22 protein-coding genes are annotated in these 21,134 nt (G+C 62.7%); 12 read left to right on the top strand and 10 right to left on the bottom strand.

Annotation, left to right across the window (positions count from 1 at the left end):
• Positions 1 to 57: 57 nt before the first annotated feature.
• A complete protein-coding gene (locus AC07UR_RS01365; RefSeq protein WP_173418755.1) occupies positions 58 to 675 on the top strand; it encodes a LysE family translocator in 618 nt (205 codons plus the stop codon).
• A 138-nt stretch (positions 676 to 813) separates the two neighbouring features.
• On the top strand, positions 814 to 1,782 hold the full coding sequence (gene cysK / locus AC07UR_RS01360) for a cysteine synthase A (RefSeq protein ID WP_173418754.1): 969 nt from the start codon (positions 814 to 816) through the stop codon (positions 1,780 to 1,782).
• A 139-nt stretch (positions 1,783 to 1,921) separates the two neighbouring features.
• Here cysK and AC07UR_RS01355 read toward each other — a convergent pair whose 3' ends face one another.
• The 9 genes from AC07UR_RS01355 to rsmI form a co-directional block, all read right to left on the bottom strand.
• Entirely contained in the window at positions 1,922 to 3,454 is a 1,533-nt protein-coding gene (locus AC07UR_RS01355; RefSeq protein WP_209787987.1) for a YifB family Mg chelatase-like AAA ATPase, read from the bottom strand.
• 263 nt (positions 3,455 to 3,717) lie between these two features.
• Positions 3,718 to 4,665, bottom strand: a complete 948-nt coding sequence (gene gshB, locus AC07UR_RS01350) for a glutathione synthase (protein WP_209787988.1) — start codon at positions 4,663 to 4,665, stop codon at positions 3,718 to 3,720.
• Positions 4,666 to 4,829: 164 nt separating this feature from the next.
• Positions 4,830 to 5,822 carry an endonuclease/exonuclease/phosphatase family protein gene (locus AC07UR_RS01345; RefSeq protein ID WP_209787989.1) on the bottom strand — a complete coding sequence of 331 codons (993 nt, stop codon included), beginning with the start codon at positions 5,820 to 5,822 and terminating at the stop codon, positions 4,830 to 4,832.
• Positions 5,819 to 6,934: a sn-glycerol-3-phosphate import ATP-binding protein UgpC gene (locus AC07UR_RS01340; protein ID WP_209787990.1), complete on the bottom strand. Its 1,116-nt coding sequence runs from the start codon at positions 6,932 to 6,934 to the stop codon at positions 5,819 to 5,821. The genes AC07UR_RS01345 and AC07UR_RS01340 overlap by 4 nt, the downstream gene beginning before the upstream one ends.
• 64 nt (positions 6,935 to 6,998) lie before the next feature.
• Entirely contained in the window at positions 6,999 to 7,841 is an 843-nt protein-coding gene (gene ugpE / locus AC07UR_RS01335) for a sn-glycerol-3-phosphate ABC transporter permease UgpE (RefSeq protein ID WP_173418749.1), read from the bottom strand.
• A gap of 10 nt (positions 7,842 to 7,851) precedes the next feature.
• Complete coding sequence (locus AC07UR_RS01330; RefSeq protein ID WP_234902759.1) at positions 7,852 to 8,847, bottom strand: ABC transporter permease subunit; 996 nt, start codon at positions 8,845 to 8,847, stop codon at positions 7,852 to 7,854.
• Positions 8,848 to 8,852: 5 nt separating this feature from the next.
• Complete coding sequence (locus tag AC07UR_RS01325; protein WP_173418748.1) at positions 8,853 to 10,151, bottom strand: extracellular solute-binding protein; 1,299 nt, start codon at positions 10,149 to 10,151, stop codon at positions 8,853 to 8,855.
• A 160-nt stretch (positions 10,152 to 10,311) separates the two neighbouring features.
• Positions 10,312 to 10,680, bottom strand: a complete 369-nt coding sequence (locus AC07UR_RS01320) for a YraN family protein (RefSeq protein ID WP_209787991.1) — start codon at positions 10,678 to 10,680, stop codon at positions 10,312 to 10,314.
• Positions 10,670 to 11,599, bottom strand: coding sequence for a 16S rRNA (cytidine(1402)-2'-O)-methyltransferase (gene rsmI, locus AC07UR_RS01315; protein WP_209787993.1), 930 nt, complete (start codon positions 11,597 to 11,599; stop codon positions 10,670 to 10,672). Before rsmI ends, AC07UR_RS01320 begins: the two co-directional genes overlap by 11 nt.
• A gap of 255 nt (positions 11,600 to 11,854) precedes the next feature.
• Here rsmI and dnaN point away from each other — a divergent pair, with 255 nt between their 5' ends.
• The 7 genes from dnaN to AC07UR_RS01280 all read left to right on the top strand — a co-directional run bounded on the left by dnaN (position 11,855) and on the right by AC07UR_RS01280 (position 17,038).
• Positions 11,855 to 12,973, top strand: a complete 1,119-nt coding sequence (gene dnaN / locus AC07UR_RS01310; protein ID WP_173418745.1) for a DNA polymerase III subunit beta — start codon at positions 11,855 to 11,857, stop codon at positions 12,971 to 12,973.
• Between the two features lie 221 nt (positions 12,974 to 13,194).
• On the top strand, positions 13,195 to 13,797 hold the full coding sequence (gene pmtA / locus AC07UR_RS01305) for a phospholipid N-methyltransferase PmtA (RefSeq protein WP_173418744.1): 603 nt from the start codon (positions 13,195 to 13,197) through the stop codon (positions 13,795 to 13,797).
• A 12-nt stretch (positions 13,798 to 13,809) separates the two neighbouring features.
• A complete protein-coding gene (locus tag AC07UR_RS01300) occupies positions 13,810 to 14,394 on the top strand; it encodes a histidine phosphatase family protein (protein ID WP_209787996.1) in 585 nt (194 codons plus the stop codon).
• A 7-nt stretch (positions 14,395 to 14,401) separates the two neighbouring features.
• Entirely contained in the window at positions 14,402 to 15,106 is a 705-nt protein-coding gene (gene pyrF, locus AC07UR_RS01295) for an orotidine-5'-phosphate decarboxylase (protein WP_173418742.1), read from the top strand.
• Positions 15,107 to 15,246: 140 nt separating this feature from the next.
• Positions 15,247 to 15,534, top strand: coding sequence for a DUF1330 domain-containing protein (locus AC07UR_RS01290; RefSeq protein WP_173418741.1), 288 nt, complete (start codon positions 15,247 to 15,249; stop codon positions 15,532 to 15,534).
• A 120-nt stretch (positions 15,535 to 15,654) separates the two neighbouring features.
• Positions 15,655 to 16,635: a complex I NDUFA9 subunit family protein gene (locus AC07UR_RS01285; RefSeq protein ID WP_209788000.1), complete on the top strand. Its 981-nt coding sequence runs from the start codon at positions 15,655 to 15,657 to the stop codon at positions 16,633 to 16,635.
• Between the two features lie 241 nt (positions 16,636 to 16,876).
• A complete protein-coding gene (locus tag AC07UR_RS01280; protein WP_173418739.1) occupies positions 16,877 to 17,038 on the top strand; it encodes a hypothetical protein in 162 nt (53 codons plus the stop codon).
• Positions 17,039 to 17,215: 177 nt separating this feature from the next.
• Here AC07UR_RS01280 and AC07UR_RS01275 read toward each other — a convergent pair whose 3' ends face one another.
• Positions 17,216 to 18,022 (bottom strand): undecaprenyl-diphosphate phosphatase, encoded by an 807-nt coding sequence (locus AC07UR_RS01275; RefSeq protein ID WP_209788003.1) that lies wholly within the window; start codon positions 18,020 to 18,022, stop codon positions 17,216 to 17,218.
• Between the two features lie 162 nt (positions 18,023 to 18,184).
• On the opposite strand from AC07UR_RS01275, the gene AC07UR_RS01270 reads away from it, so the two are divergent.
• The 3 genes from AC07UR_RS01270 to AC07UR_RS01260 are packed head-to-tail and all read left to right on the top strand — an operon-like array spanning position 18,185 to position 20,923.
• Positions 18,185 to 18,877 (top strand): glutathione S-transferase family protein, encoded by a 693-nt coding sequence (locus AC07UR_RS01270; RefSeq protein ID WP_173418737.1) that lies wholly within the window; start codon positions 18,185 to 18,187, stop codon positions 18,875 to 18,877.
• A 10-nt stretch (positions 18,878 to 18,887) separates the two neighbouring features.
• On the top strand, positions 18,888 to 20,060 hold the full coding sequence (gene queG, locus AC07UR_RS01265) for a tRNA epoxyqueuosine(34) reductase QueG (protein WP_327795810.1): 1,173 nt from the start codon (positions 18,888 to 18,890) through the stop codon (positions 20,058 to 20,060).
• Positions 20,048 to 20,923: an SDR family oxidoreductase gene (locus AC07UR_RS01260; RefSeq protein ID WP_209788009.1), complete on the top strand. Its 876-nt coding sequence runs from the start codon at positions 20,048 to 20,050 to the stop codon at positions 20,921 to 20,923. The genes queG and AC07UR_RS01260 overlap by 13 nt, the downstream gene beginning before the upstream one ends.
• Positions 20,924 to 21,134: the final 211 nt, after the last annotated feature.

Genomic DNA, 21,134 nt, shown 5'->3' with positions numbered 1-21,134 from the left:
TTTCCATTTTCGACGCTCTGCGTTAAAAAGCGGCGTCGCCACCCATGAGGAACGATCATGACGCTTGCAGCCCTGCTTGCCTATAGTGGCGCTCTGTTCATCGCGGCCATCATTCCCGGCCCCGGCGTGACCGCGCTCGTCGCACGGGCGCTCGGCTCCGGCTTTCGCGAGACCTTCTTCATGGGACTCGGCCTGATCGTCGGCGACATGGTTTACCTGACCGCCGTGGTGCTCGGCCTGGCGCTGATCGCGCAGACCTTCACCACCGCCTTCCTGATCGTCAAGTTCGCCGGCGTTCTCTACCTCGGCTACATCGCCTGGAAGCTCTGGACATCAGGCCTGTTGCCACAGGACATCAAGGCGAAGACGTCGAAGAGCATGTCGATATCGTTCCTTTCCGGTCTGCTCGTCACGCTCGGCAATCCGAAGACCATGCTGTTTTATGTGGCGCTGGTTCCGACGCTGATCGACATCGCCGTGATCGGACCGCGCGAATACGGGCTGTTGCTGATCGCGACCTTCCTTGTGCTGCTGACCGTGCTTCTGCCCTATATCCTGCTTGCTGCCCGGGCGCGCACGTTGCTCAAGCAGCCCAAAGCGTTGCAGGCGCTGAACCGGGTTGCGGCAGGCGTGCTTGCCGGCACTGCGGCCTATATCGCCACCCGCGCTGCCTGAAAAAACATTCCCTTGAAAGCACTTACGCCGGTGTTTTTTCCTTCGGCGGATCGCCCCGTCGCGGTTACCGTTCTGGAATAGAACGAGCATTGTCCCTATTGTCACAACCAAACAGATCGAACCCAAGGGAGAAACTCAATGTCTGACACGCGCAAGCCCGGCCGCGGCCGCGTCTATTCCTCGATCACGGAAACGATCGGCGACACTCCCATCGTGCGGCTCGACAAGCTTGCCAAGGAAAAGGGCGTGAAAGCCAACCTTCTCGCCAAGCTCGAATTCTTCAACCCGATCGCTTCGGTCAAGGACCGCATCGGCGTCGCCATGATCGAGAGCCTGGAAGCGCAGGGCAAGATCGTACCCGGTCGCACCACGCTGGTGGAGCCGACCTCGGGCAATACCGGTATCGCGCTTGCCTTCGTCGCCGCCGCCAAGGGCTACAAGCTGATCCTGACCATGCCGGAAACCATGTCGGTCGAGCGCCGCAAGATGCTGGCGCTGCTTGGCGCCGAACTCGTGCTGACCGAGGGCGCCAAGGGCATGAAGGGGGCGATTGCCAAGGCGCAGGAACTGGTCGAGACGCTGCCGGATGCCATCATCCCGCAGCAGTTCGAAAACCCGGCCAACCCGGAAATCCACCGCAAGACGACGGCTGAGGAAATCTGGAACGACACCGACGGCGCAGTCGACATTTTCGTCTCCGGCATCGGCACCGGCGGCACCATCACCGGCGCCGGCCAGGTGTTGAAGGCGCGCAAGCCGTCGATCAAGGTGATTGCCGTCGAGCCCGAGGAATCGCCTGTGCTTTCGGGCGGCAACCCCGGCCCGCACAAGATCCAGGGCATCGGCGCCGGCTTTGCGCCCGCGATCCTCGACACCGGCATCTATGACGAAGTCGTCACCGTCAACAGCGGCGAAGCCGTCGAGATCGCGCGGCTCGTCGCCAGGCTCGAAGGCGTGCCAGTCGGCATCTCCTCGGGTGCTGCGCTCACCGCGGCCATCGAGATCGGCCAACGCGAGGAAAACGCCGGCAAAAACATCGTCGTCATCATTCCGTCCTTTGCGGAACGGTATCTTTCGACAGTGCTTTTCGACGGTCTGGGCGCGTAAGCGTTTTGCTATAGGTGATGCACGAAAGGGCGCTGTGGCGCCCTTTTTGTTGCTCGGCGATGCTTTTCAGGCGGCGGCATGAAAGCAAGGACGCCGACTGCCGCACCTGCGGTAACACACACCGCACCCGACGATAGCTTTACGCCGCCGCCTGCAGACGCTCGCCGGCGATGCGGTAGGAAATCGCCTCGGCAAGATGAACGCGACCGACCGTCGCCGCCCCGTCGAGATCCGCAAGCGTGCGCGCGACCTTCAGCACGCGATGATAACCGCGCGCGGAAAACTTCAGCTTCTCGGCCGCGTCCCGCAGCAATTGCAGCCCCGAAGCATCGGGCTCGGCAATGCGCTCGATCATCGCCGTCGAGCAACGGGCGTTGCTTGTGGATTCGCGACTGCCGAGCGCGGCGAAGCGATCGAGCTGCAGCTCGCGGGCGCGGGCCACACGTCGCGCCACGCCCGAACTCGCCTCTGCCGCCATCGGCCGGATCAGGTCGGCGGCACTGACGGCCGGCACGTCGATGCGAAGATCGATCCGGTCCATCAGCGGGCCGGAGATGCGCGCCTGGTAATCGCTCATGCAGCGCGGTCCGCGGGCGCAGCTGCGGCCGGGTTCACCCGCCATGCCGCACCGGCATGGGTTCATCGCCGCCACCAGCTGGATTGCGGCGGGATAGCTGACCCGGTGGTTGGCACGGGCAATGATGCATTCGGCCGTTTCCAGCGGCTGACGCAACGCGTCGAGAACCTGCGGCGTGAACTCCGGAAACTCGTCAAGAAACAGCACGCCGTTGTGGGCGAGCGACGCCTCGCCGGGTTTGGCGCGCAAGCCGCCACCGATCATGGCCGCCATGGTGGCGGAATGATGCGGGGTGCGGAACGGCCGCCGGTCGGACAGCTTGCCGCCCGGAAGTTGCCCGGCGATCGAGTGGATCATCGAGACTTCGAGCAGTTCGGCCGGCGTCAACGGCGGCAGGATCGACGGCAGGCGCGAAGCCAGCATCGATTTGCCCGAGCCCGGTGGGCCGATCATCAAGAGATTGTGGTTGCCGGCTGCCGCCACTTCGAGCGCGCGCTTGGCACTCTCCTGCCCCTTGATATCGGCAAGATCGGGCAGATCCGCGGCACCGGCGCGGATGGCCGGTTCGGGCCGGGAAAGCACCTGCGTTCCCCGGAAATGATTGGCGACGGCGATCAGGCTGCGGGGTGCCAGAATATCGATGTCGGCGCCGGCCCAGGCCGCCTCCGGTCCGCTTTCGGCCGGGCAGATCAATCCCTTGCCGAGCGCATTGGCCCCGATTGCCGCCGGCAGCGCGCCGGCGACAGAGGCGACCGTGCCGTCGAGATTAAGCTCGCCGATCACCACATAGCCGGCAAGCGCATCGCCGGGGATGGCGCCGAGTGCCGCCATCAGGCCAAGCGCGATCGCCAGATCGAAGTGGCTGCCTTCCTTCGGCAAGTCCGCGGGCGCGAGATTGACGGTGACTTTCTTTGCCGGCAGCGCCAGACCAGATGCATGAAGGGCCGCCTGCACCCGCTCGCGGCTTTCGGCGACAGCCTTGTCTGGCAGACCGACGATCTGCATGCCGACCCGTCCGGGCGCGACCATCACCTGAACGTCGACCGGCACGCCTTCTATTCCCTGGAATGCAATCGTACTGACACGCGCAACCATGACCGCCTCTTTCAACGGGACGGCCCGCCGTGCCGCCGCAACCCTTTTGGTTGCAGCGGAAAATCTTGCACGGAACACGTACAAAAACAAGAACAATAATAGAACATTGCATTCACCGAACGTCACCCGCTTCGGGTGGCGGGGTACGACCGGAAGGCCGAATGAATGGTCGAGGCACCGCGTGCGATCCCTCAGGTCCGCTTAGAGCACGGTGCTGTTTCGTCCATGTCGCTATCACAAACCGCGCTGTTGCGCGCCAAGCGTCAGGCGCGCTTGCGCTCGATCGCATCCCAAAGCAGGCTGGAAACATCGGCGCCGCCGAACTTCTTGACTTCGCGGATGCCGGTCGGCGACGTCACGTTGATCTCGGTCATGTAGTCGCCGATGACGTCGATACCGACGAAGAGGAAGCCGCGCTCCTTCAGCGCCGGGGCGATGCGGGCGCAGATTTCTTTTTCGCGCGCCGTCAATTCGGTCGGCTCGGGCCGGCCACCGGCGTGCATGTTGGAGCGGGCGTCGTGTTCAGCCGGCACGCGGTTGATCGCTCCCACCGGCTCGCCGTCGACGAGCAGGATGCGCTTGTCGCCCTTGCGCACCGCCGGCAGATACTCCTGCGCGATGAAGGGTTCGCGGAACATCTGGCCGAACATTTCGAGCAGCGACGACATGTTGCGATCGTCACGCGCCGAGTGGAACACGCCGGCGCCGCCATTGCCGTAGAGCGGTTTCAGGATGATGTCGCCCATCTCCTCGCGGAAACGCGCGATCTCGGCCGCGTCGCGGGTGATCAACGTCTTCGGCATCAGATCGGCGAATTCGGTGACGAAGATCTTTTCCGGCGAATTGCGCACCCAGGCCGGGTCGTTGACGACAAGCGTCTTCGGATGCAGGCGCTCGAGCAGGTGGGTCGAGGTGATGTAGGCCATGTCGAAGGGCGGATCCTGCCGCAGCATGATCACGTCCATTGTCGAAAGGTCGAGCCGCTCGGGCTCGCCGAGCGTGAAGTGGTCGCCCTTGACGTCGCGAAGCGTCATCTGCTGCGCCGTCGCGAAAACCTTGCCGTCGCGCAGCGACAGCTTCTCGGGGGTATAGTGGAAGAGCCGGTAGCCGCGGGCCTGTGCCTCAAGGCTCATCGCGAAGGTGGAATCGCCCGCGATATTGATGCCCGAAACATGGTCCATCTGGACCCCGACATTGACGATTTTCGCCATATTCCCGTCCCCGCTGGATCACGATGACACCGGATCAACTCGTCCAGGATCGTGATCGAATCTAATACGTTAGAGCGGGGGCGTGCAGAAGGTCGCACACCCGTTTCATCGCCCGCTCCAAAAGAGCCCGCAACATGTAGAATGCGGACCCGCCTTAGGCAAGGCTACTCGAAGCCCTCGACGACGCAGGTGATGAGATCATGATCGGACAGCGGGCGGCCGTTTGCGTCGAGCGAGGAAATGACGCGGCTTTCGCCGATCTTCATGCCCCGTGACAGAAACCAGTCGAGCTTCATCGCCCGCTCCGGCCAGCGTGTGATCAGGCTGGGGCGGGTGGTCATCTGATCGATCGGTCCGCCATGGCGGGTAAAGCCGCGCGCCGCACTCATGGCAAACAGCCCTTCGGCCTCGAAATCGCCGCCGGCATGGTTGCCAGTGTTGAGATCGCCGCCGATCAGGACCGGCATGTCGGGGAAGGCTTCATCGAGCGCATCGATGAGTTCCTTGACCTGCCGCTCGCGGTACGGCGCCGTGGTGGCGCTTTCGAGATGGGTGGAGACGGCAACGAAGGGGCCGGCTTCGGTCTCGATCACCGCACCGATGGCAAAACGTTCGCCGACACGCGGCTGGTCGCCGCCATCCATGAACCAGAGCCGCTCGCCCCAGAGACGGAGCATGAACAGTCGGGCGAGCGGCACCGCGGCCATCAGTGCGTTGCCGTGAAAGCCTTTTGCGTTAAAATCGTCCTTGCAGAATTCCAGCTCCGTATCGGAGCCGAGGCCAAGCTCGATGAATTCGACACCATAGGCGTACTGCATCCGAAGCGTGGCGGCGACTTCTGCCGTCGGGTGGCGCTGGCCGGTACGGGCCATGCCGTTGTCCATTTCCGAAAGCAGAACGACCGGCGCAGCGGTTGCCGCCAGATGGGCCGCACTCTCAGGCGCGAACAGGCAGCGTTCCAGGTTCCAGGCAGCAACGGTGAACGGGAAGGACAGCGGTTCACGCGACGATGGTTCGCCGCCGATTTCGATGCTGCTCATCTCGGGCAACGTCGCCAGCACGGCGTCGTGGGCCGCGATCGAGCGCTCGATCGCCGTGAAACCGGCGCGGGTTTCCTGCGACGGCACGGACAGAATGCTGACAGTCTCGTCGATCACAGTGCCGGCTCCAGGCTGAGGGGACGTGCGCTTTCGCCCATATTGGCGAAGGACGCGCCGCGCTCCAGTCGCTTGCCATTGTCGGGCGAAAAGAAATGCAGGCGGTCTGTCGCGATGGTCACGGCGAGATCGCCGGGGAGCGGGATTTCGGGAGAAAGCGCCACCGTCAGCGCCTGATCCTCGAGGGTGCCGTGGACGAGGCGTTGTGCGCCCAGCTCCTCGACATAGTCGACCTGGAACAGCATCGCGTCCTCGCCGACGCCGGCAAGCCTCAGATCCTCGGCGCGCAGGCCGACTGTTACAGGTCCTTCGACCGGAGCATGATCGCCAAGCTCGATCCGGTAGGCGCCGATATGCAGGCTTGCGCCTTTGATATTGCCCTTGATCAGGTTCATGGCCGGCGAGCCGATGAAGCTCGCGACGAAGGTCGAGGCCGGGCGATGATAGACATCGAGCGGACGGCCGATCTGCTCGATCCGGCCCCCGTTCAGCACCACGAGCCGGTCGGCAAGCGTCATCGCCTCCAGCTGGTCGTGGGTGACGTAGAGCGACGTGGTGCCGAGGCGCTTCTGCAGCCGCTTGATCTCGCCGCGCATGGAGACACGCAGCTTCGCATCGAGATTGGACAGGGGTTCATCGAAGAGGAAGGCTGCCGGCTTGCGCACGATGGCGCGGCCCATGGCCACGCGCTGGCGCTGACCGCCGGAAAGCGCGCGCGGCTTGCGGTCGAGATAGGGCTCGATCTCCAGCATGCGCGCGGCTTCCGCGACGCGGGCGTCGATCTCGGCCTTCGGCGTCTTGCGGTTCTTCAGGCCGTAGGCAAGGTTCTGGTATACGGTCATATGCGGATAGAGCGCATAATTCTGGAAGACCATGGCGATATCGCGCTCGGCCGGGTCGACCTCGTTGATGACGCGCGAACCGATCTTGACCGTGCCCCTGGAAATGCCTTCAAGCCCCGCGACCATGCGCAGGAGCGTGGACTTGCCGCAGCCGGACGGGCCGACCAGAACGATGAATTCGCCGTCCTCGATATCGATCGAGACGGATTTCACCGCCTCGACGTTGCCGGTATAGATCTTCGAGACTTCGGCTATGGTGATGGCCGCCATGGCTGCCTCCGTTGGTAAAATTGCGTTGGAGCGCGCGGCGGGGACAATCCCGCCTCCGCGCTGTCTACTTGTCGCTTTCCGTCAGGCCCTTGATGAACCAGCGCTGGAAGATCACCACGATCAGGACCGGCGGCAGCATGGCGAGGATCGCCAGCGCAAAGGCCTCGTTGTAATCGGGGATGTTCGAGCCGACCCAGACGAGCAGGATCTGCTTGATGCCGCGCACCAGCGTGAAGAAGCCTTCGTCGGTGGTCATCAATGTCGGCCAGAGATACTGGTTCCAGCCATAGACGAACATGATGATGAAGATCGCCGCCATCATCGTGCGCGACAGCGGCACCAGCACGTCGATGAAGAACTTGAACGGCCCGGCGCCATCGATGCGCGCCGCCTCGAGCAGCTCATCCGGCACCGACTTAAAGAACTGCCGGAAGTAGAAGGTGCCCGTCGCCGACGCCAGCAGCGGCACGATCAGGCCGGTATAGGTGTTGGTCAGCTTCAGCGTGTTCATCACTTCATAGGACGGAAGAATGCGCACTTCGAGCGGCAGCAGCAGCGTCGTGAAGATGATCCAGAAGAAGAAGGTGCCGAGCCGGAATCGAAAATAGACGATCGCATAGGCGGCCAGCATCGACAGGACGATCTTGCCGACCGCGAAGCCGAGGCCCAGGATCATCGAATTCATCATCATGTTGAGACCGGTGATCTTGCCGGTAAAGCCGCCCTTGCGCGTCAAGACGGTCTCATAGGTCTCGACGAAATGGCCGCCCCAGGTGAGGCTGAGGCCGTTGCGGTGGATATCGGCCGCCTCGTGCGTGGAGGTCATGAAGGCGACCACGACCGGCGCCACCATGATGAAGACGCCGAAGAGCAGGATGACGTGGTCGAAAAACTTGGTGCGATACATCGGCCCCGCCTCAATTGTAGTGCACGCGCCGCTCGATGAAGCGGAACTGGAAGATGGTGAGAACGAAGACGATGAGCATCAGGATGACCGACTGGGCCGAGGAGCCGCCAAGGTCGTTGCCGCGGAAACCATCCATGTAGACCTTGTAGACAAGGGTGATCGGATTGTTTGCTGCCTTGTCCTTCACCATCACGTCGATGACGCCGAAGGTGTCGAACAGCGCATAGGTGACGTTGATGATCAGAAGGAAGAAGGCGGTCGGTGCGAGCAGCGGCAGGATCACCGTCCAGAAGCGGCGAAAGCCCGAGCGGCAATCCATCGCCGCGGCCTCGCGCACCGCCACCGGGATGCCCTGCAGGCCGGAGAGGAAGAAGATGAAATTGTAGGGGATCTGCTTCCAGACCGAGACGACGATCATCGCGAAGGCAGTATCGGAATAGTTGAGGCCGACCTTGATGTCCCAGCCGAACCATCGAGCAAGTTCGACGATCGGGCCGATATGCTGGTCGAAGAACATCATGCCGATCAGGCCGGCAACCGGCGGCGCGATCGCATAGACCCAGATGAGCAGCGTCTTGTAGCTGGCATTGCCGCGGATGACGCCATCCGCCTTGACGGCCAGCAGCAGGCCGATCGACAGCGCGAAGAAAGTGACGAGCGCGGTGAAGATCGCCGTGAAGCGCGCGATACCCAGATACTCGCCGGATTTCAGCACGTCGGTGTAGTTCGCCATGCCGACGAAGGTCGAGCCGAAGCCGAAGGGGTCTTCCAGATAGAAGGACGACTGGATCGCCTGAATCGACGGCCAATAGAAAAATACGAAGATGATCGCCAGTTGCGGCGCCAGGAAGAGGTAGGGCAGGTAGGGCGAAGAGAATTGCACGCGCTTGGCCGCTTCATCGCCGCCCTTCGCCTTGCCGCCGAACAGCCGGAGGGCGCCCGAGCGACGCCCATCCGTTGCAGTCCCTCCCCGCGTCGCGGGGAGGCGTTCCGTTCCAGTTGTCATCGAGATCAGCCGGCCGTCTTGGCGAAGCGGGCGAGCAGGTCGTTGCCTTCCTTCTCGATGGTGTCGAAGGCGTCCTTGACGGTGGTTTCACCGGAGAAAATGCGGCCGTATTCGCGCTCCATGATCTCGCGGATCTGCGGGTAGAAGCCGAGGCGGTAGCCCTTCGACCAGTCACCAGCCGGCAGCATCAGCTGCTTGATGCCGACTTCCGCGACCGGCTTTTCCTTGTAGTAGCCGTCCTTCTGGGCAAGCTCGTAGGCTGCCTTGGTAATGGCCACGTAGCCGGTAGCCTTGTGGTAGAAGTACTGGATTTCAGGCGAGGTCAGGAACTGGAAGAAGTCGGCAACGCACTTGTTTTCCTCATCCGTCTTGCCCGACATCGCAAACAGGGCAGCACCACCGATGAAGGAGTTGGTGCCGGCACCCTCGATCGCGTTCCAATAGGGCAGGAATGTTGCCGAGAAAGGCATCTGCGCCGTCTTCTGCAGGCCGCCGAACGAACCGGACGAGCCGATCCAGAATGCAGCCTTGCCTTCTTCGAAGACCTTCTGGTTGTCGTTCCAGCCGGCGCCGTAGAAGGCGAAGTAGCCTTCGTCCTTCCAGGCCTTGAGCTTGTCGAACATCATGATGAGGTTCGGGTCAGTGACCTTCAACGTGGTGTCGACGACGCTGTCGTAGCCGTTGTTGTTCGTGGCGAACTGGATGTTGTTGCGCGAGAAGAAGTTCTCGGTGAACTGCCAGGTCAGCTGCGACTGAACGAGCGGGATGTAGCCGGCAGCCTTCAGCTTGGGTGCAGCGGCCTCGAACTCTTCCCAGGTCTTCGGGGCTTCGACGCCGGCCTTCTTCAGGGCTTCGTCGTTGACGTACATGATCGGCGCCGAGGAGTTGAACGGCATGCCGACGAACTTGCCTTCGCTGTCAGCGTAGAAGTAGCGCACGCCATCAATGAAGGCGTTGCGGTCGAAGGTGTGGCCGGCCTTGATGATCAAGTCTTCGGCAGGAACGACGGCGCCCTTGGCGTTGATGATGGTCGCGGCGCCCGCGTCGAAAACCTGCAGAATGTTGGGCTGTTCGCCCGAGCGGAATGCGGCGATGCCCGAAGCCAGCGCTTCCTCATAGGTGCCCTTCGAAACCGGCGTCAGGGCGCAGGCGCTCTGGGCTTCGTTGAACTTCTGCGAGATCTCGTTGATGACTTCGCCGTTGCGGCCGGCCATGCCGTGCCACCAGGTAATATCGGTTGCGGCAAGCGACGAGGTTGCCGAAAAAGCAAGGGTGAAAGCTGCGAGCGAAATTTTCTTGAACATGACTGGTCCTCTCCACCGGATTGCGGATGGCAGTGGACTAGTGGCCTTCCATGACAGGCCGGTAACGCTTTTATGTCGGGACGATTACAAATTCGCGAATTTGTTCCAAGACGAGGCGCAGGCGGAACACCGCAATCATCTTCCCTCGTCTCGCGCCGATTTAGAAAGCATCGGGCAGATGTCGCGGCCAGCGCCAGGGTGTCACCGTGATGATATCGTAACGCACGGAAAGTCTGGAGAAATCGGGCTGACGCGCGAGCCAGAGATCGCTTGCAGCGCGAATGCGGTGCTGCGCTGTTGCGGTGACGGCAAAAACACCGTCGTCAGCCGAGCGGCGGGCCTTGACCTCGACGCAGGCAATGAGATCGCCCCGCCTGGCGATGATATCGATTTCGCCGAGCCTGGTGCGATGGCGCATGGCGACGATGCGATAGCCCTTGACGATCAGGCAAAGGGCCGCGCGATACTCGGCGAACCGACCGCGCCTCTGAGCCTGAAGCTTGCGTCGATCGGGGCCGTCAGTCGCCATCGCGGTCCTTCAGTTCCAGCAACCGGTCGTAAAGCTCCTTGCGCGGAAGGCCCGTCTGTTTGGCGGCTTCGGTCGCCGCCTTGCCGGTCGACATGTCGGCGATCAGCCGCACGAGCAGCGCGTCGACGTCGGCGGCCTCCGGCTCCGGCGGCGCGTCCGGCGGGCCGATGACGAACACGATCTCGCCCTTGACCGCGCCGGCGTCTTCATAGAACGCCTTGAGCTCACCCAGCGTACCGCGGCGGAACTCTTCAAAGGTCTTTGTCAGTTCGCGGCAGACCGTCGCCCTTCTGTTTTCGCCGAGCACGGCAGCGGCGGCCGTTACCGTGGCCGCGATCCGGTGTGGCGATTCGAAGAACATCAGCGTCGCCGGCACCGTCGCCAGCTCCTGCAGCCGATCGCGCTTGGCCTTGTCCTTTGTCGGCAGGAAGCCGGCAAAGAGAAAGGCATCGTTCGGCAGACCGGAACCGACGAGGGCTGCAAGCGGCGCCGAGGCGCCGGGGATTGGCACGACGCGGTGGCCGGCCTCGATTGCCAGTTGCGCCAGCCTGTAGCCGGGATCGGAGACCAGCGGCGTGCCGGCATCGGAGACCAGCGCCACCGACCTGCCCTCTGAAAGAGCCGCGAGCAGCCGCGGGCCGACCTCGTCGGCGTTGTGCTCATGATAGGCATAGGGCCGATTGACGATGCCGTAGCGGTCGAGCAGCACGCGGGTCACGCGCGTGTCCTCGCAGGCGAGCACGTCAGCGCCCGCAAGCGTTTCCAACGCACGCAGGGTAATGTCGCCCAAATTGCCGATCGGCGTCGCCACGAGATAAAGTGCAACATCGAGCGGGCGTGCAGGAATGGTGGCATTGTGCAGGCGGTAGCCGCGCTGCTTCTGCCCGTCCGTAGCGTCCGACGTCTTGTGTTTTTCCAACTGCAGCTTCCTGATGACTGTGCCGGCTGACCGGTTTTAGCCTTTATGAGTGAGCCGACATGGCAGGGCAAGGGCGGCAAGCACCCGGCGCGCGCGTCATCTGGGGACAGCGCCCGTCAAACCCCTTGCTTTTCAGGCGATGTTTCTGCCATTTTGCCGGTCCACATCCTTCCGGTCGGTCGGCCGGGACACTCGCAGTTGACGCTGCGGCGGGAGCCTCGCCCGCCGAGCAACGGTTGAAAGCGGTAGCATCCCATGCGCATTACTCTCGAGCGGTCCAATCTTCTGAAGTCGCTGAACCACGTTCACCGCGTGGTCGAACGGCGAAACACGATCCCGATCCTCTCGAACGTCCTGTTGCGCTCGGACGGTGCCAGCCTCGAAATGAAGGCGACCGACCTCGACCTCGAGATCACCGAGGCGACACCGGCCCAGGTCGAACAGGCCGGCGCCACCACCGTTCCCGCGCATCTGCTCTACGATATCGTGCGCAAGCTGCCCGATGGCTCGGAAGTCCTGCTGGCGACCAACGCCGAGGGCACGGCGATGACGGTCCAGTCCGGCCGGTCGAAATTCTCGCTGCAGTGCCTGCCGCAATCCGACTTCCCCGACCTGACGGCCGGCAGCTTCTCCCATACCTTCCGCCTCAAGGCGACAGACCTGAAGATGCTGATCGACCGGACGCAGTTCGCGATCTCGACCGAGGAAACCCGCTACTATCTCAACGGCATCTTCGTGCACACGGTCGAGAGCAAGGGCGACCTGAAGCTGCGCGCCGTGGCGACAGACGGTCACCGCCTTGCGCGCGCCGACGTCGAGGCGCCGTCCGGCTCCGAGGGCATGCCCGGCATCATCATTCCGCGCAAGACCGTCAGCGAGCTGCAGAAGCTGCTCGACAATCCCGATATCGTCGTGACGGTCGAAGTCTCGGACGCAAAGATCCGCCTGACGATCGGCTCGATCGTGATGACTTCGAAGCTGATCGACGGCACTTTCCCGGATTACCAGCGCGTCATCCCCGCCAACAACGACAAGGAACTGCGCGTCGACTGCCAGTCCTTCGCCCAGGCCGTCGACCGCGTTTCGACGATTTCCTCCGAGCGCGGACGCGCCGTGAAGCTGGCGCTGACAGACGGCCAGATGACACTGACGGTCAACAACCCGGATTCGGGCAGTGCGACCGAAGAGCTGCCTGTGGGCTACGAGCACGATCCGCTCGAAATCGGCTTCAACGCCAAGTACCTGCTCGACATCACCTCGCAGCTGACCGGAACCGACGCCATCTTCATGCTCGCAGACCCGGGCTCGCCGACGCTGGTGCGCGATCTGGCGGCCGAAGACGCGCTCTACGTATTGATGCCAATGCGGGTTTAGTCGCCCGTGCCGCGATGAAGACAGCGACCCGTCACGCCCCGCGTGGCGGGTTTTTTGTTGGCGTGGATATTCGTGCGTTGTTGATAAGACGACGCTTTCAGGCGTAGACAGACTTGTTTTTGCCGCAGATGGGATCACATTATATTCGCAATGTCCGTGCCCCGCTCGAATCAGCGAGACCGGACGATCCGTATGAGAGGACGACGGTTTTGAGGGGTTCAATGAATTTGCGCGTGAAGGTGAAGGAACGGCTTGGCCGGAAATTCGACGAGGAGATCCGTTTCTTCAAGGGGTGGATGAGCAATGCGAAGGCGGTCGGGGCCATCCTGCCGACGTCTTCCGTCACGGCACGCCGCATGGCGAGCGTCATCAATCCCCATTCCGGACTGCCGGTTCTGGAACTCGGGCCCGGCACCGGCGTCATCACCAAGGCGATCCTGGAGCGCGGCATCGCACCCGAAGATCTGGTTTCGGTCGAGTACTCCACCGACTTCTACCAGCAGCTGAAGGCGAACTACGCCAACGTCAACTTCATCAACGGCGACGCGTTCGATCTGAAGCAGACGCTTGGGGCGATGAAGGACCGAACCTTCGACAGCGTCATCTCCGCCGTGCCACTGCTCAATTTCCCGATGTACCGTCGCGTCGAGCTGATCGAGGATCTCCTGTCGCGCATCCCGGTCGGTCGTCCGGTCGTGCAGATTTCCTACGGTCCGCTATCGCCGGTCGTTGCAATGCCCGATCGCTACAGTATCCAGCATCTCGACTTCGTCGTGCGCAACATTCCGCCGGCGCAGCTCTGGGTCTATCGCAAGGCGCACTGACGGAGCACGACCTTGTTCGGCCTCTACATCACGCACCCGCAGGTGCAGATCGATCCGGCAGTGCCCGTGCCGAAATGGGGACTGTCGGAGATCGGACGCGCCCGTGCGGAGGTAACGACGCGCCAGCCCTGGGTTCGCTCGCTCGGGCGGATCGTGTCGAGCGACGAGACCAAGGCGATCGAGACGGCGAACCTTTTGGCCGGCGCTGCCGGCATCGCCGTCGAAATCGACGAGACGATGGGCGAAAACGATCGCTCGGCCACCGGCTTCCTGCCGCCTCCCGAATTCGAGAAGGCGGCAGACTGGTTCTTTGCCAACCCCAGCGAAAGCTTTAACGGCTGGGAACGCGCCATCGACGCGCAGGCCCGCATCTCGGCTGCCGTCTTCCGCATCCTTGATGAACACGATCCGGGCATTCCCATCGCTTTCGTCGGCCATGGCGGCGTCGGGACGCTGTTGAAGTGCAAGCTGGGCGCTACCGCCATCAGCCGGAGCGCCGACCAGAAGGGCGGCGGCGGCGGCAATCTCTTCGCATTCCGCCTTGCGGATCGTGCCCTCGCATGCGACTGGACCCCGATGGAATTCTGGCAGGGGTGACCGCGACATGACCGAGACCGCACGCGACCGACTGATCGTCGGCCTGGATCTTCCGACAATCGCAGAGGCCGAAAAGATCGTCACCACGCTCGGTGACGACGTGGCCTTTTACAAGATCGGCTACCAGCTGGTGTTTGCCGGCGGCCTCGAGTTCGCCCGCGATCTGGCCGCAGGCGGCAAGAAGGTCTTCCTCGACATGAAGCTGCTCGACATCGACAACACGGTGGCCAAGGGCGTCGAGAACATCGCCAAGATGGGCATGTCGATGCTCACTCTGCATGCCTATCCCAAGGCGATGAAGGCGGCCGTCGAAGCGGCCAGGGGATCGGACCTCTGCCTGCTTGGCGTTACGGTGCTCACCTCGATGGACGAGCAGGACGTGATCGACGCAGGCTACGAATACGACCCGCACACGCTGGTCCTGCGCCGGGCCGAACAGGCGCGCATCGCCGGCATGGGCGGCATCGTCTGCTCGGCCGAGGAATCCTCCGCCGTTCGCAAGATCATCGGCCCCGACATGGCGCTGGTGACCCCGGGCATTCGTCCGGCCGGCAGCGACAAGGGCGACCAGAAACGCGTCATGACGCCGGCAGATGCCCTGAAGGCCGGATCGAGCCACCTGGTGGTTGCGCGCCCAATCGTCGCAGCAGCAGACCCGCTCGCCGCCGCCCGCGGCATTCTCGACGAAATGACAGGCGCGCTTTCGCGCTGATCATGGCACCCTCTTGCAACAGGTCGGCGATCAACGTCATGCATCGTCGACCACTGCAACCGTTGCGCTTGACCTTGATCGGAATTTGCCGGAAGTAACACTCCCGTCTGCTTTTGATGCCTGAAGACGAGGAGTTCAGCATGGCAAAAGGATACTGGATCGCGCGGGTCGATGTGCGGGACCCGGAACGCTATAAGGACTATGTGGCGGCCGCAAAGCCTGCCTTTGAGAAATACGGCGCCAATTTTCTGGCGCGCGGCGGTCAGTTCGAACGCCTTGAAGGTGGGGTTCGCGCCCGAAACGTCGTCATCGAGTTTCCATCGCTGCAGGCCGCCGTCGACTGTTACAATTCGCCCGAGTACCAGATTGCCGCGGCGATCCGCCAAGAGGTGGCCGACGCCGAGATGGTGGTCGTCGAGGGCGTCTGACGCGCCGAACGCTGCCAAGCGGATGCAACGCCGCCGCCGCGAGGATTGGCCTTCACCTCTCGCGGCTGTTGGGCTATGTAGCAGACAATTCTTCCAAATGAGATCAGGAGTGCGTTTCCCATGACCTTGTCCAACCTTCCGCCGCTGGTGACGATTTTCGGCGGATCCGGGTTCGTCGGCCGTCATGTCGTGCGCGCGCTTGCCAAGCGCGGCTATCGCATCCGGGTCGCCGTGCGCCGTCCCGATCTTGCCGGTCACCTGCAGCCGCTCGGCAATGTCGGACAGATCTCCTTCGTCCAGGCCAATCTGCGCTATCGCAAGTCGGTCGACCGCGCTGTCGAAGGTTCCGATCACGTCATCAACTGCGTCGGCGTGCTGTTCGAGAGCGGCCGCAACACCTTCGACGCCGTGCAGGATTTCGGCGCTCGCGCGGTTGCGGAAGCCGCCCGCAATGTCGGCGCGAAGCTCACGCACATCTCTGCGATCGGCGCAGATGCCAAGTCGGAATCGAGCTATGCCCGCACCAAGGGACGTGCCGAAGCCGCCATCCGCGAAACGCTGCCGGATGCCATCATCCTGCGCCCGTCGATCGTCTTCGGACCGGAAGACGGCTTCTTCAACAAGTTTGCCCAGATGGCTCGGTTCGCACCGGCCCTGCCGCTGATCGGCGGTGGCAACACCAAGTTCCAGCCTGTCTATGTCACCGACGTCGCCGAAACGGTTGCCCGCTCCGTCGACGGCACGCTGTCGGCTGGCACGACCTACGAACTCGGCGGACCGGACGTTCTCACCTTCCGCGAATGTCTCGAGATCATGCTGCAGACGATCGACCGCAAGCGCCCGCTGGTCTCGGTGCCCTTCGGCATCGCCTCGCTGATGGGCAGCGTCGCGTCGATGATCCCCTTCATCACGCCGCCGATCACACCCGACCAGGTGGTGTTGCTGAAATCCGACAATATCGTCTCGGCCAAGGCCGAATCCGAAGGCCGCACACTTCGTGGCATCGGCATTACGCCGACGATGCTGGAATCGATCCTGTCGACCTATCTCGTGCGCTATCGCCCGCAGGGCCAGTACACGCGCAGCGGCCGCGCCGCCTGATCGACCAGCCTCGTTAGGCATTTTCAAACGCCGTCGGCCCTGCCGGCGGCGTTTTTCGTTGTGGCATCAGGGCAACAGCGTTGCAGTTCTGCCGCACTCGTAAAAGCGAATGGCATTTACCGCAGATTCAACATGTCCTGATATTGATCAAGACATATCCAACGCATAAAAACCGCCCCGCGCCCCGATCGCAAGGTACGTCTCGGCGGCAACAGCATCACTCTCGAAAGGCATAGCGTCCATGGGCAAGTCGATCGCAATCTTTTTTGCGTGTGCGGCACTGATCATTCTGGCTGGCTCATTCATCGCGCCGAATACGGTCGCGAGCAGCCGCAAGGGATGCACGCCGGCCTATGGCGTCGACCCGTGCACCACGGCGTCGATCGACCTTTCCGGCAAGTAAGCCGGCGCCCACAGGGCGATAGACTTTAAAGTTTTTGGCGGGGGCCAGGGACCGCGTGCGTTTCATCTGAAACGCACGCGGTTTTGTTTTGGCTGCAGCATGGCCCATGAAGTCGAAGCCGATCAAAGGCATCATGCAGGGCTTTGCGCGCCTCAGCAGACGCGCAAAGCGGAAGACTCAGCCGAGCATCCAGAGGCCGATGAGGCCGGCCGTGCCGACGATGATGCGCCAGATGGCAAACGGCGTGAAGCCGCGGCGCGAGACGAAGTCGAGCAGCGAGCGGACGACGAAGATGCCGGCAACGAACGCCGCGATGAAACCGACCGCGATGACGGTGAAATCGTCGAACGACAGCGCATCACGGTTTTTGTAGAGATCGAGCGTAAAGGCGCCGAGCATGGTCGGCATGGCCAGGAAGAACGAAAATTCCGCCGCCGACCGCTTGTCCGTGCCCATCAGCAGCGCACCGGCAATGGTTGCGCCTGAGCGCGACGTCCCGGGAATCATTGCCAGGCACTGGAACAGGCCGATCTTGAGTGCCAAGGATGGCGGGTAGTCCATGACATCGGTGTAGCGCGGCGTCAGCGGCAGGCGATCGATCGCCAGCAGGATGAAACCGCCGACGATGAGCACGAGGCAGATCAGCACGGGCGTTTCGAACAGCACGGTCTTGATGAAGTCATGGGCAATCGCGCCGATGACGGCCGCCGGCAGGAAGGCAAGCAGCACCGACACAACGAAGCGCCGGGCCTTGACGCTCGTCGGCAACGCCAGCGCGATCGCCAGAAGCCTCTGGAAATAGACGAGCAGGATCGCCAGGATGGCGCCGAGCTGTATCAGAACAGCGAAGGTGTTGCCCGGCGACCGGAAGCCGAGGAAATGCCCGGCAAGGAGCACATGCGCCGTCGAAGACACCGGAATGAACTCCGTGAGCCCCTCGATGAGGCCGAGGACGAGCGCGCTGATGATCGATTGATCCGCCATATATAAGAATTTCCTGACAAGTTTTGGAGTGGGAGGAAAAGGCTGATTCGCTTGTGTTTGCCACCACAAGTTCCTATAGCTTTTTCTGATGAGCCGTGGCCAGACGCATGCGCCGCCACGCTGACGTCCCCTGAAAAAAGACCATAAGAAGCCAGATCATCGATGCCGACACTGTACCATCACCCCATGTCATCCGCTTCGCGGTTCGTGCGCCTGATCCTTTCGGAATACGGCTACCAGACGGAATTGACCGAGGAACAGCCGTGGGAAAACCGGCGGGACTTTCTGACGCTCAACCCGGCGGGCACGTTACCGGTCTATGTTGACGACAGTATGAGGGCGCTCTGTGGCGCCACGATCATCTCGGAATATCTCGACGAGACGAACGGCATCATGAAACGAGATCGGAGGCTCCTGGCCGAGGACCCGTTCCAGCGCGCCGAAATCCGCAGGCTCGCCGAATGGTTCCTGCACAAGATGGAAGCCGACGTGACGCGTCCGCTGGTGCGCGAACGGATCTACAAGCTGCAGATGACGCCGGACCAGGGCGGCGGCGCGCCTGATAGCAAGGTGCTGCGCACCTCGCGCGCCAACATTCGCCAGCACATGAAATACCTGTCGTGGCTTGCCGGCTCGCGCCCGTGGCTTGCCGGCGACCGGATTTCCTATGCCGATCTTGCCGCCGCGGCGACCGTTTCGGTGCTCGACTATCTCGGCGAGATCGACTGGTCGGACGCGCCCACCGCCAAGGAATGGTACCAGCGGCTGAAGTCCCGTCCCTCGTTCCGCCCGCTCTTGTCCGAGCGCGTGCGCGGCGTCACTCCGGTTCCGCACTATGCGGATCTCGACTTCTGAGGATAATGCCGTGCCCGGCAGTGCCGCCAAGGCTGAAAACCAGGAGCGACGGCGGCAGAAGCTGACGGACTTCCTGAAGGCCGAGGCGGCCGACAAGGGTTTTGACGTCTGTCGCATCACCCGGCCCGATGCCATACCGGAGGCGCCGGCGCGGCTTGCCGATTTCCTCGACGAGGGTTTTCACGGGACGATGGAGTGGCTCGCCGAAACGGCGGAGCGCCGCTCCGACCCGCGAACCCTTTGGAGCGACGTGCGCTCGGTCGTGATGTTCGGCATGAATTACGGCCCCGAGGAAGACCCGCGCGGCATCCTCGACCAGCCGGATCGCGGCGCGATCTCGGTCTATGCCCAGAACCGCGACTATCACGACATCATCAAGGGCCGGCTGAAAGAGGTCGCGACCCGCTTTGCAGCCCGTGCCGGCGAGGACGTGAAGGTGTTCGTCGACACGGCGCCTGTCATGGAAAAGCCGCTCGCCGAGAAGGCCGGCCTCGGCTGGCAGGGCAAGCACACCAATCTCGTCAGCCGCGAATTCGGCTCCTGGCTGTTTCTCGGCAGCCTGTTCACCACGGCGGACCTTGCCTTCGACACGGCCGAGCGCGACCATTGCGGCTCCTGTCGCGCCTGTGTCGATGCCTGCCCCACCGCCGCCTTCCCGGCCCCCTATCGGATCGACGCGCGCCGCTGCATTTCCTACCTGACGATCGAGCACAAGGGACCGATCGATCCGGCGCTGCGTCCGCTGATCGGCAATCGCATCTATGGCTGCGACGACTGTCTCGCCGCCTGCCCCTGGAACAAGTTCGCGCGAACGGCATCCGAGATGAAACTGAAGGCGCGAGACGACCTGAAGGCGCCGTCGCTCGACTTTCTCCTGACCCTCGACGACCCGACGTTCAGAACCTTCTTCTCCGGCTCGCCGGTCAAGCGCATTGGTCGCGACCGCTTCGTCAGAAATGTCTTGATCGCAGCAGGCAATTCCGGCGATGAGAGCCTGGTGGAAGCCTGCAAGACGCTGACCGGCGATACCTCGCCGGTGGTGCGGGCAATGGCGGTATGGGCTCTGTCACGGTTGATTTCACCTGGCGCGCTTGCTGCCCATGAGCGGCAGTGCGGCGCGGAGAGCGACGAGGAAGTGTTGTCCGAATGGCAAATGGCAGGAGTGAGCCGATGCATGTCCTAGTTCTTGGTGCCGGCTATTCCGGTATGGCGATCGCCCGCGCATTGGCCGGCAAGGCCGCCAGCGTCACTGGTACGACCCGCAGCGCGGAAAAGGCCGCGAAGCTGGAAAAGGCTGGCATCCGCCCGATCGTCTTTGACGGCGACACGGTCTCAGACGAACTGGCAGCCGCCTTGCGGCAGACGACCCATCTGATCCAGTCGATCGCGCCCGGCCGCGACGGCGATCCGATGTTCCGCGCCGGCAGCCAAGACCTCGCCACGCTTGCCCCTGCCCTTCAGTGGGTCGGCTATCTCTCCACGGTCGGCGTCTATGGCGACCATGGCGGCGCGTGGGTGACGGAAGACATGCTGTCGAAGCCTGTCTCGGCGCGCTCCGTTGAGCGGGTCGAGGCGGAAGACGCTTGGCTCGCCTTTGGCGCAAGGAATGACATCCCTGTCGCCGTGCTCAGGCTTTCCGGCATATACGGCCCGGGCCGCAATGCCTTCTGCAATCTTGCCAATGGCACGGCCCGCCGGCTGATCAAGCCCGGCCAGGTGTTCAATCGCATTCGCGTGGAAGATATCGGCGCTGCCACATCCTACCTCTCGCAAAGGCTTCAGGGCGGGATCTTCAACATCACCGACAACGAACCGGCGCCGCCGCAGGACATCGTTGCCGAGGCAGCGCGGCTGATGGGGGTCGAGCCGCCGCCGGAGATGCCGTTCGAAACTGCCGAGCTTTCACCGATGGCGCGCTCCTTCTATGGCGAGAACAAGCGCGTCTCGAATGCACGCGTGCGGGAAACCGGCTTCGAATTCGCCTACCCCGACTATCGCGTCTCGCTTGCGCAAATGTGGCAGACGGACAGCTGGCGCGGCCAATGAACAATTGCTGCGCGAAAGGGTCAACATATCCCTTTTGCAATGGAACATTGCCGATTGCACGAACGTTAGTAATGGCAATCTCACGGGGAGCTCAATTGTGACCCCCGTGAGATATTCATTCTATACTTTGTGAATTGTGCGCAACCTGAGCGATAGTAGCACGTTTTGAACCATTCGGATTCCCGGCGAATCGTTCAAATCGAAATTTTTA

It is taken from the genome of Ensifer sp. GW821-FHT05G01, assembly GCF_059419585.1.
Note: the sequence above shows the minus strand (reverse complement) of the source record. Positions and strands in the feature narration are given on the sequence as shown.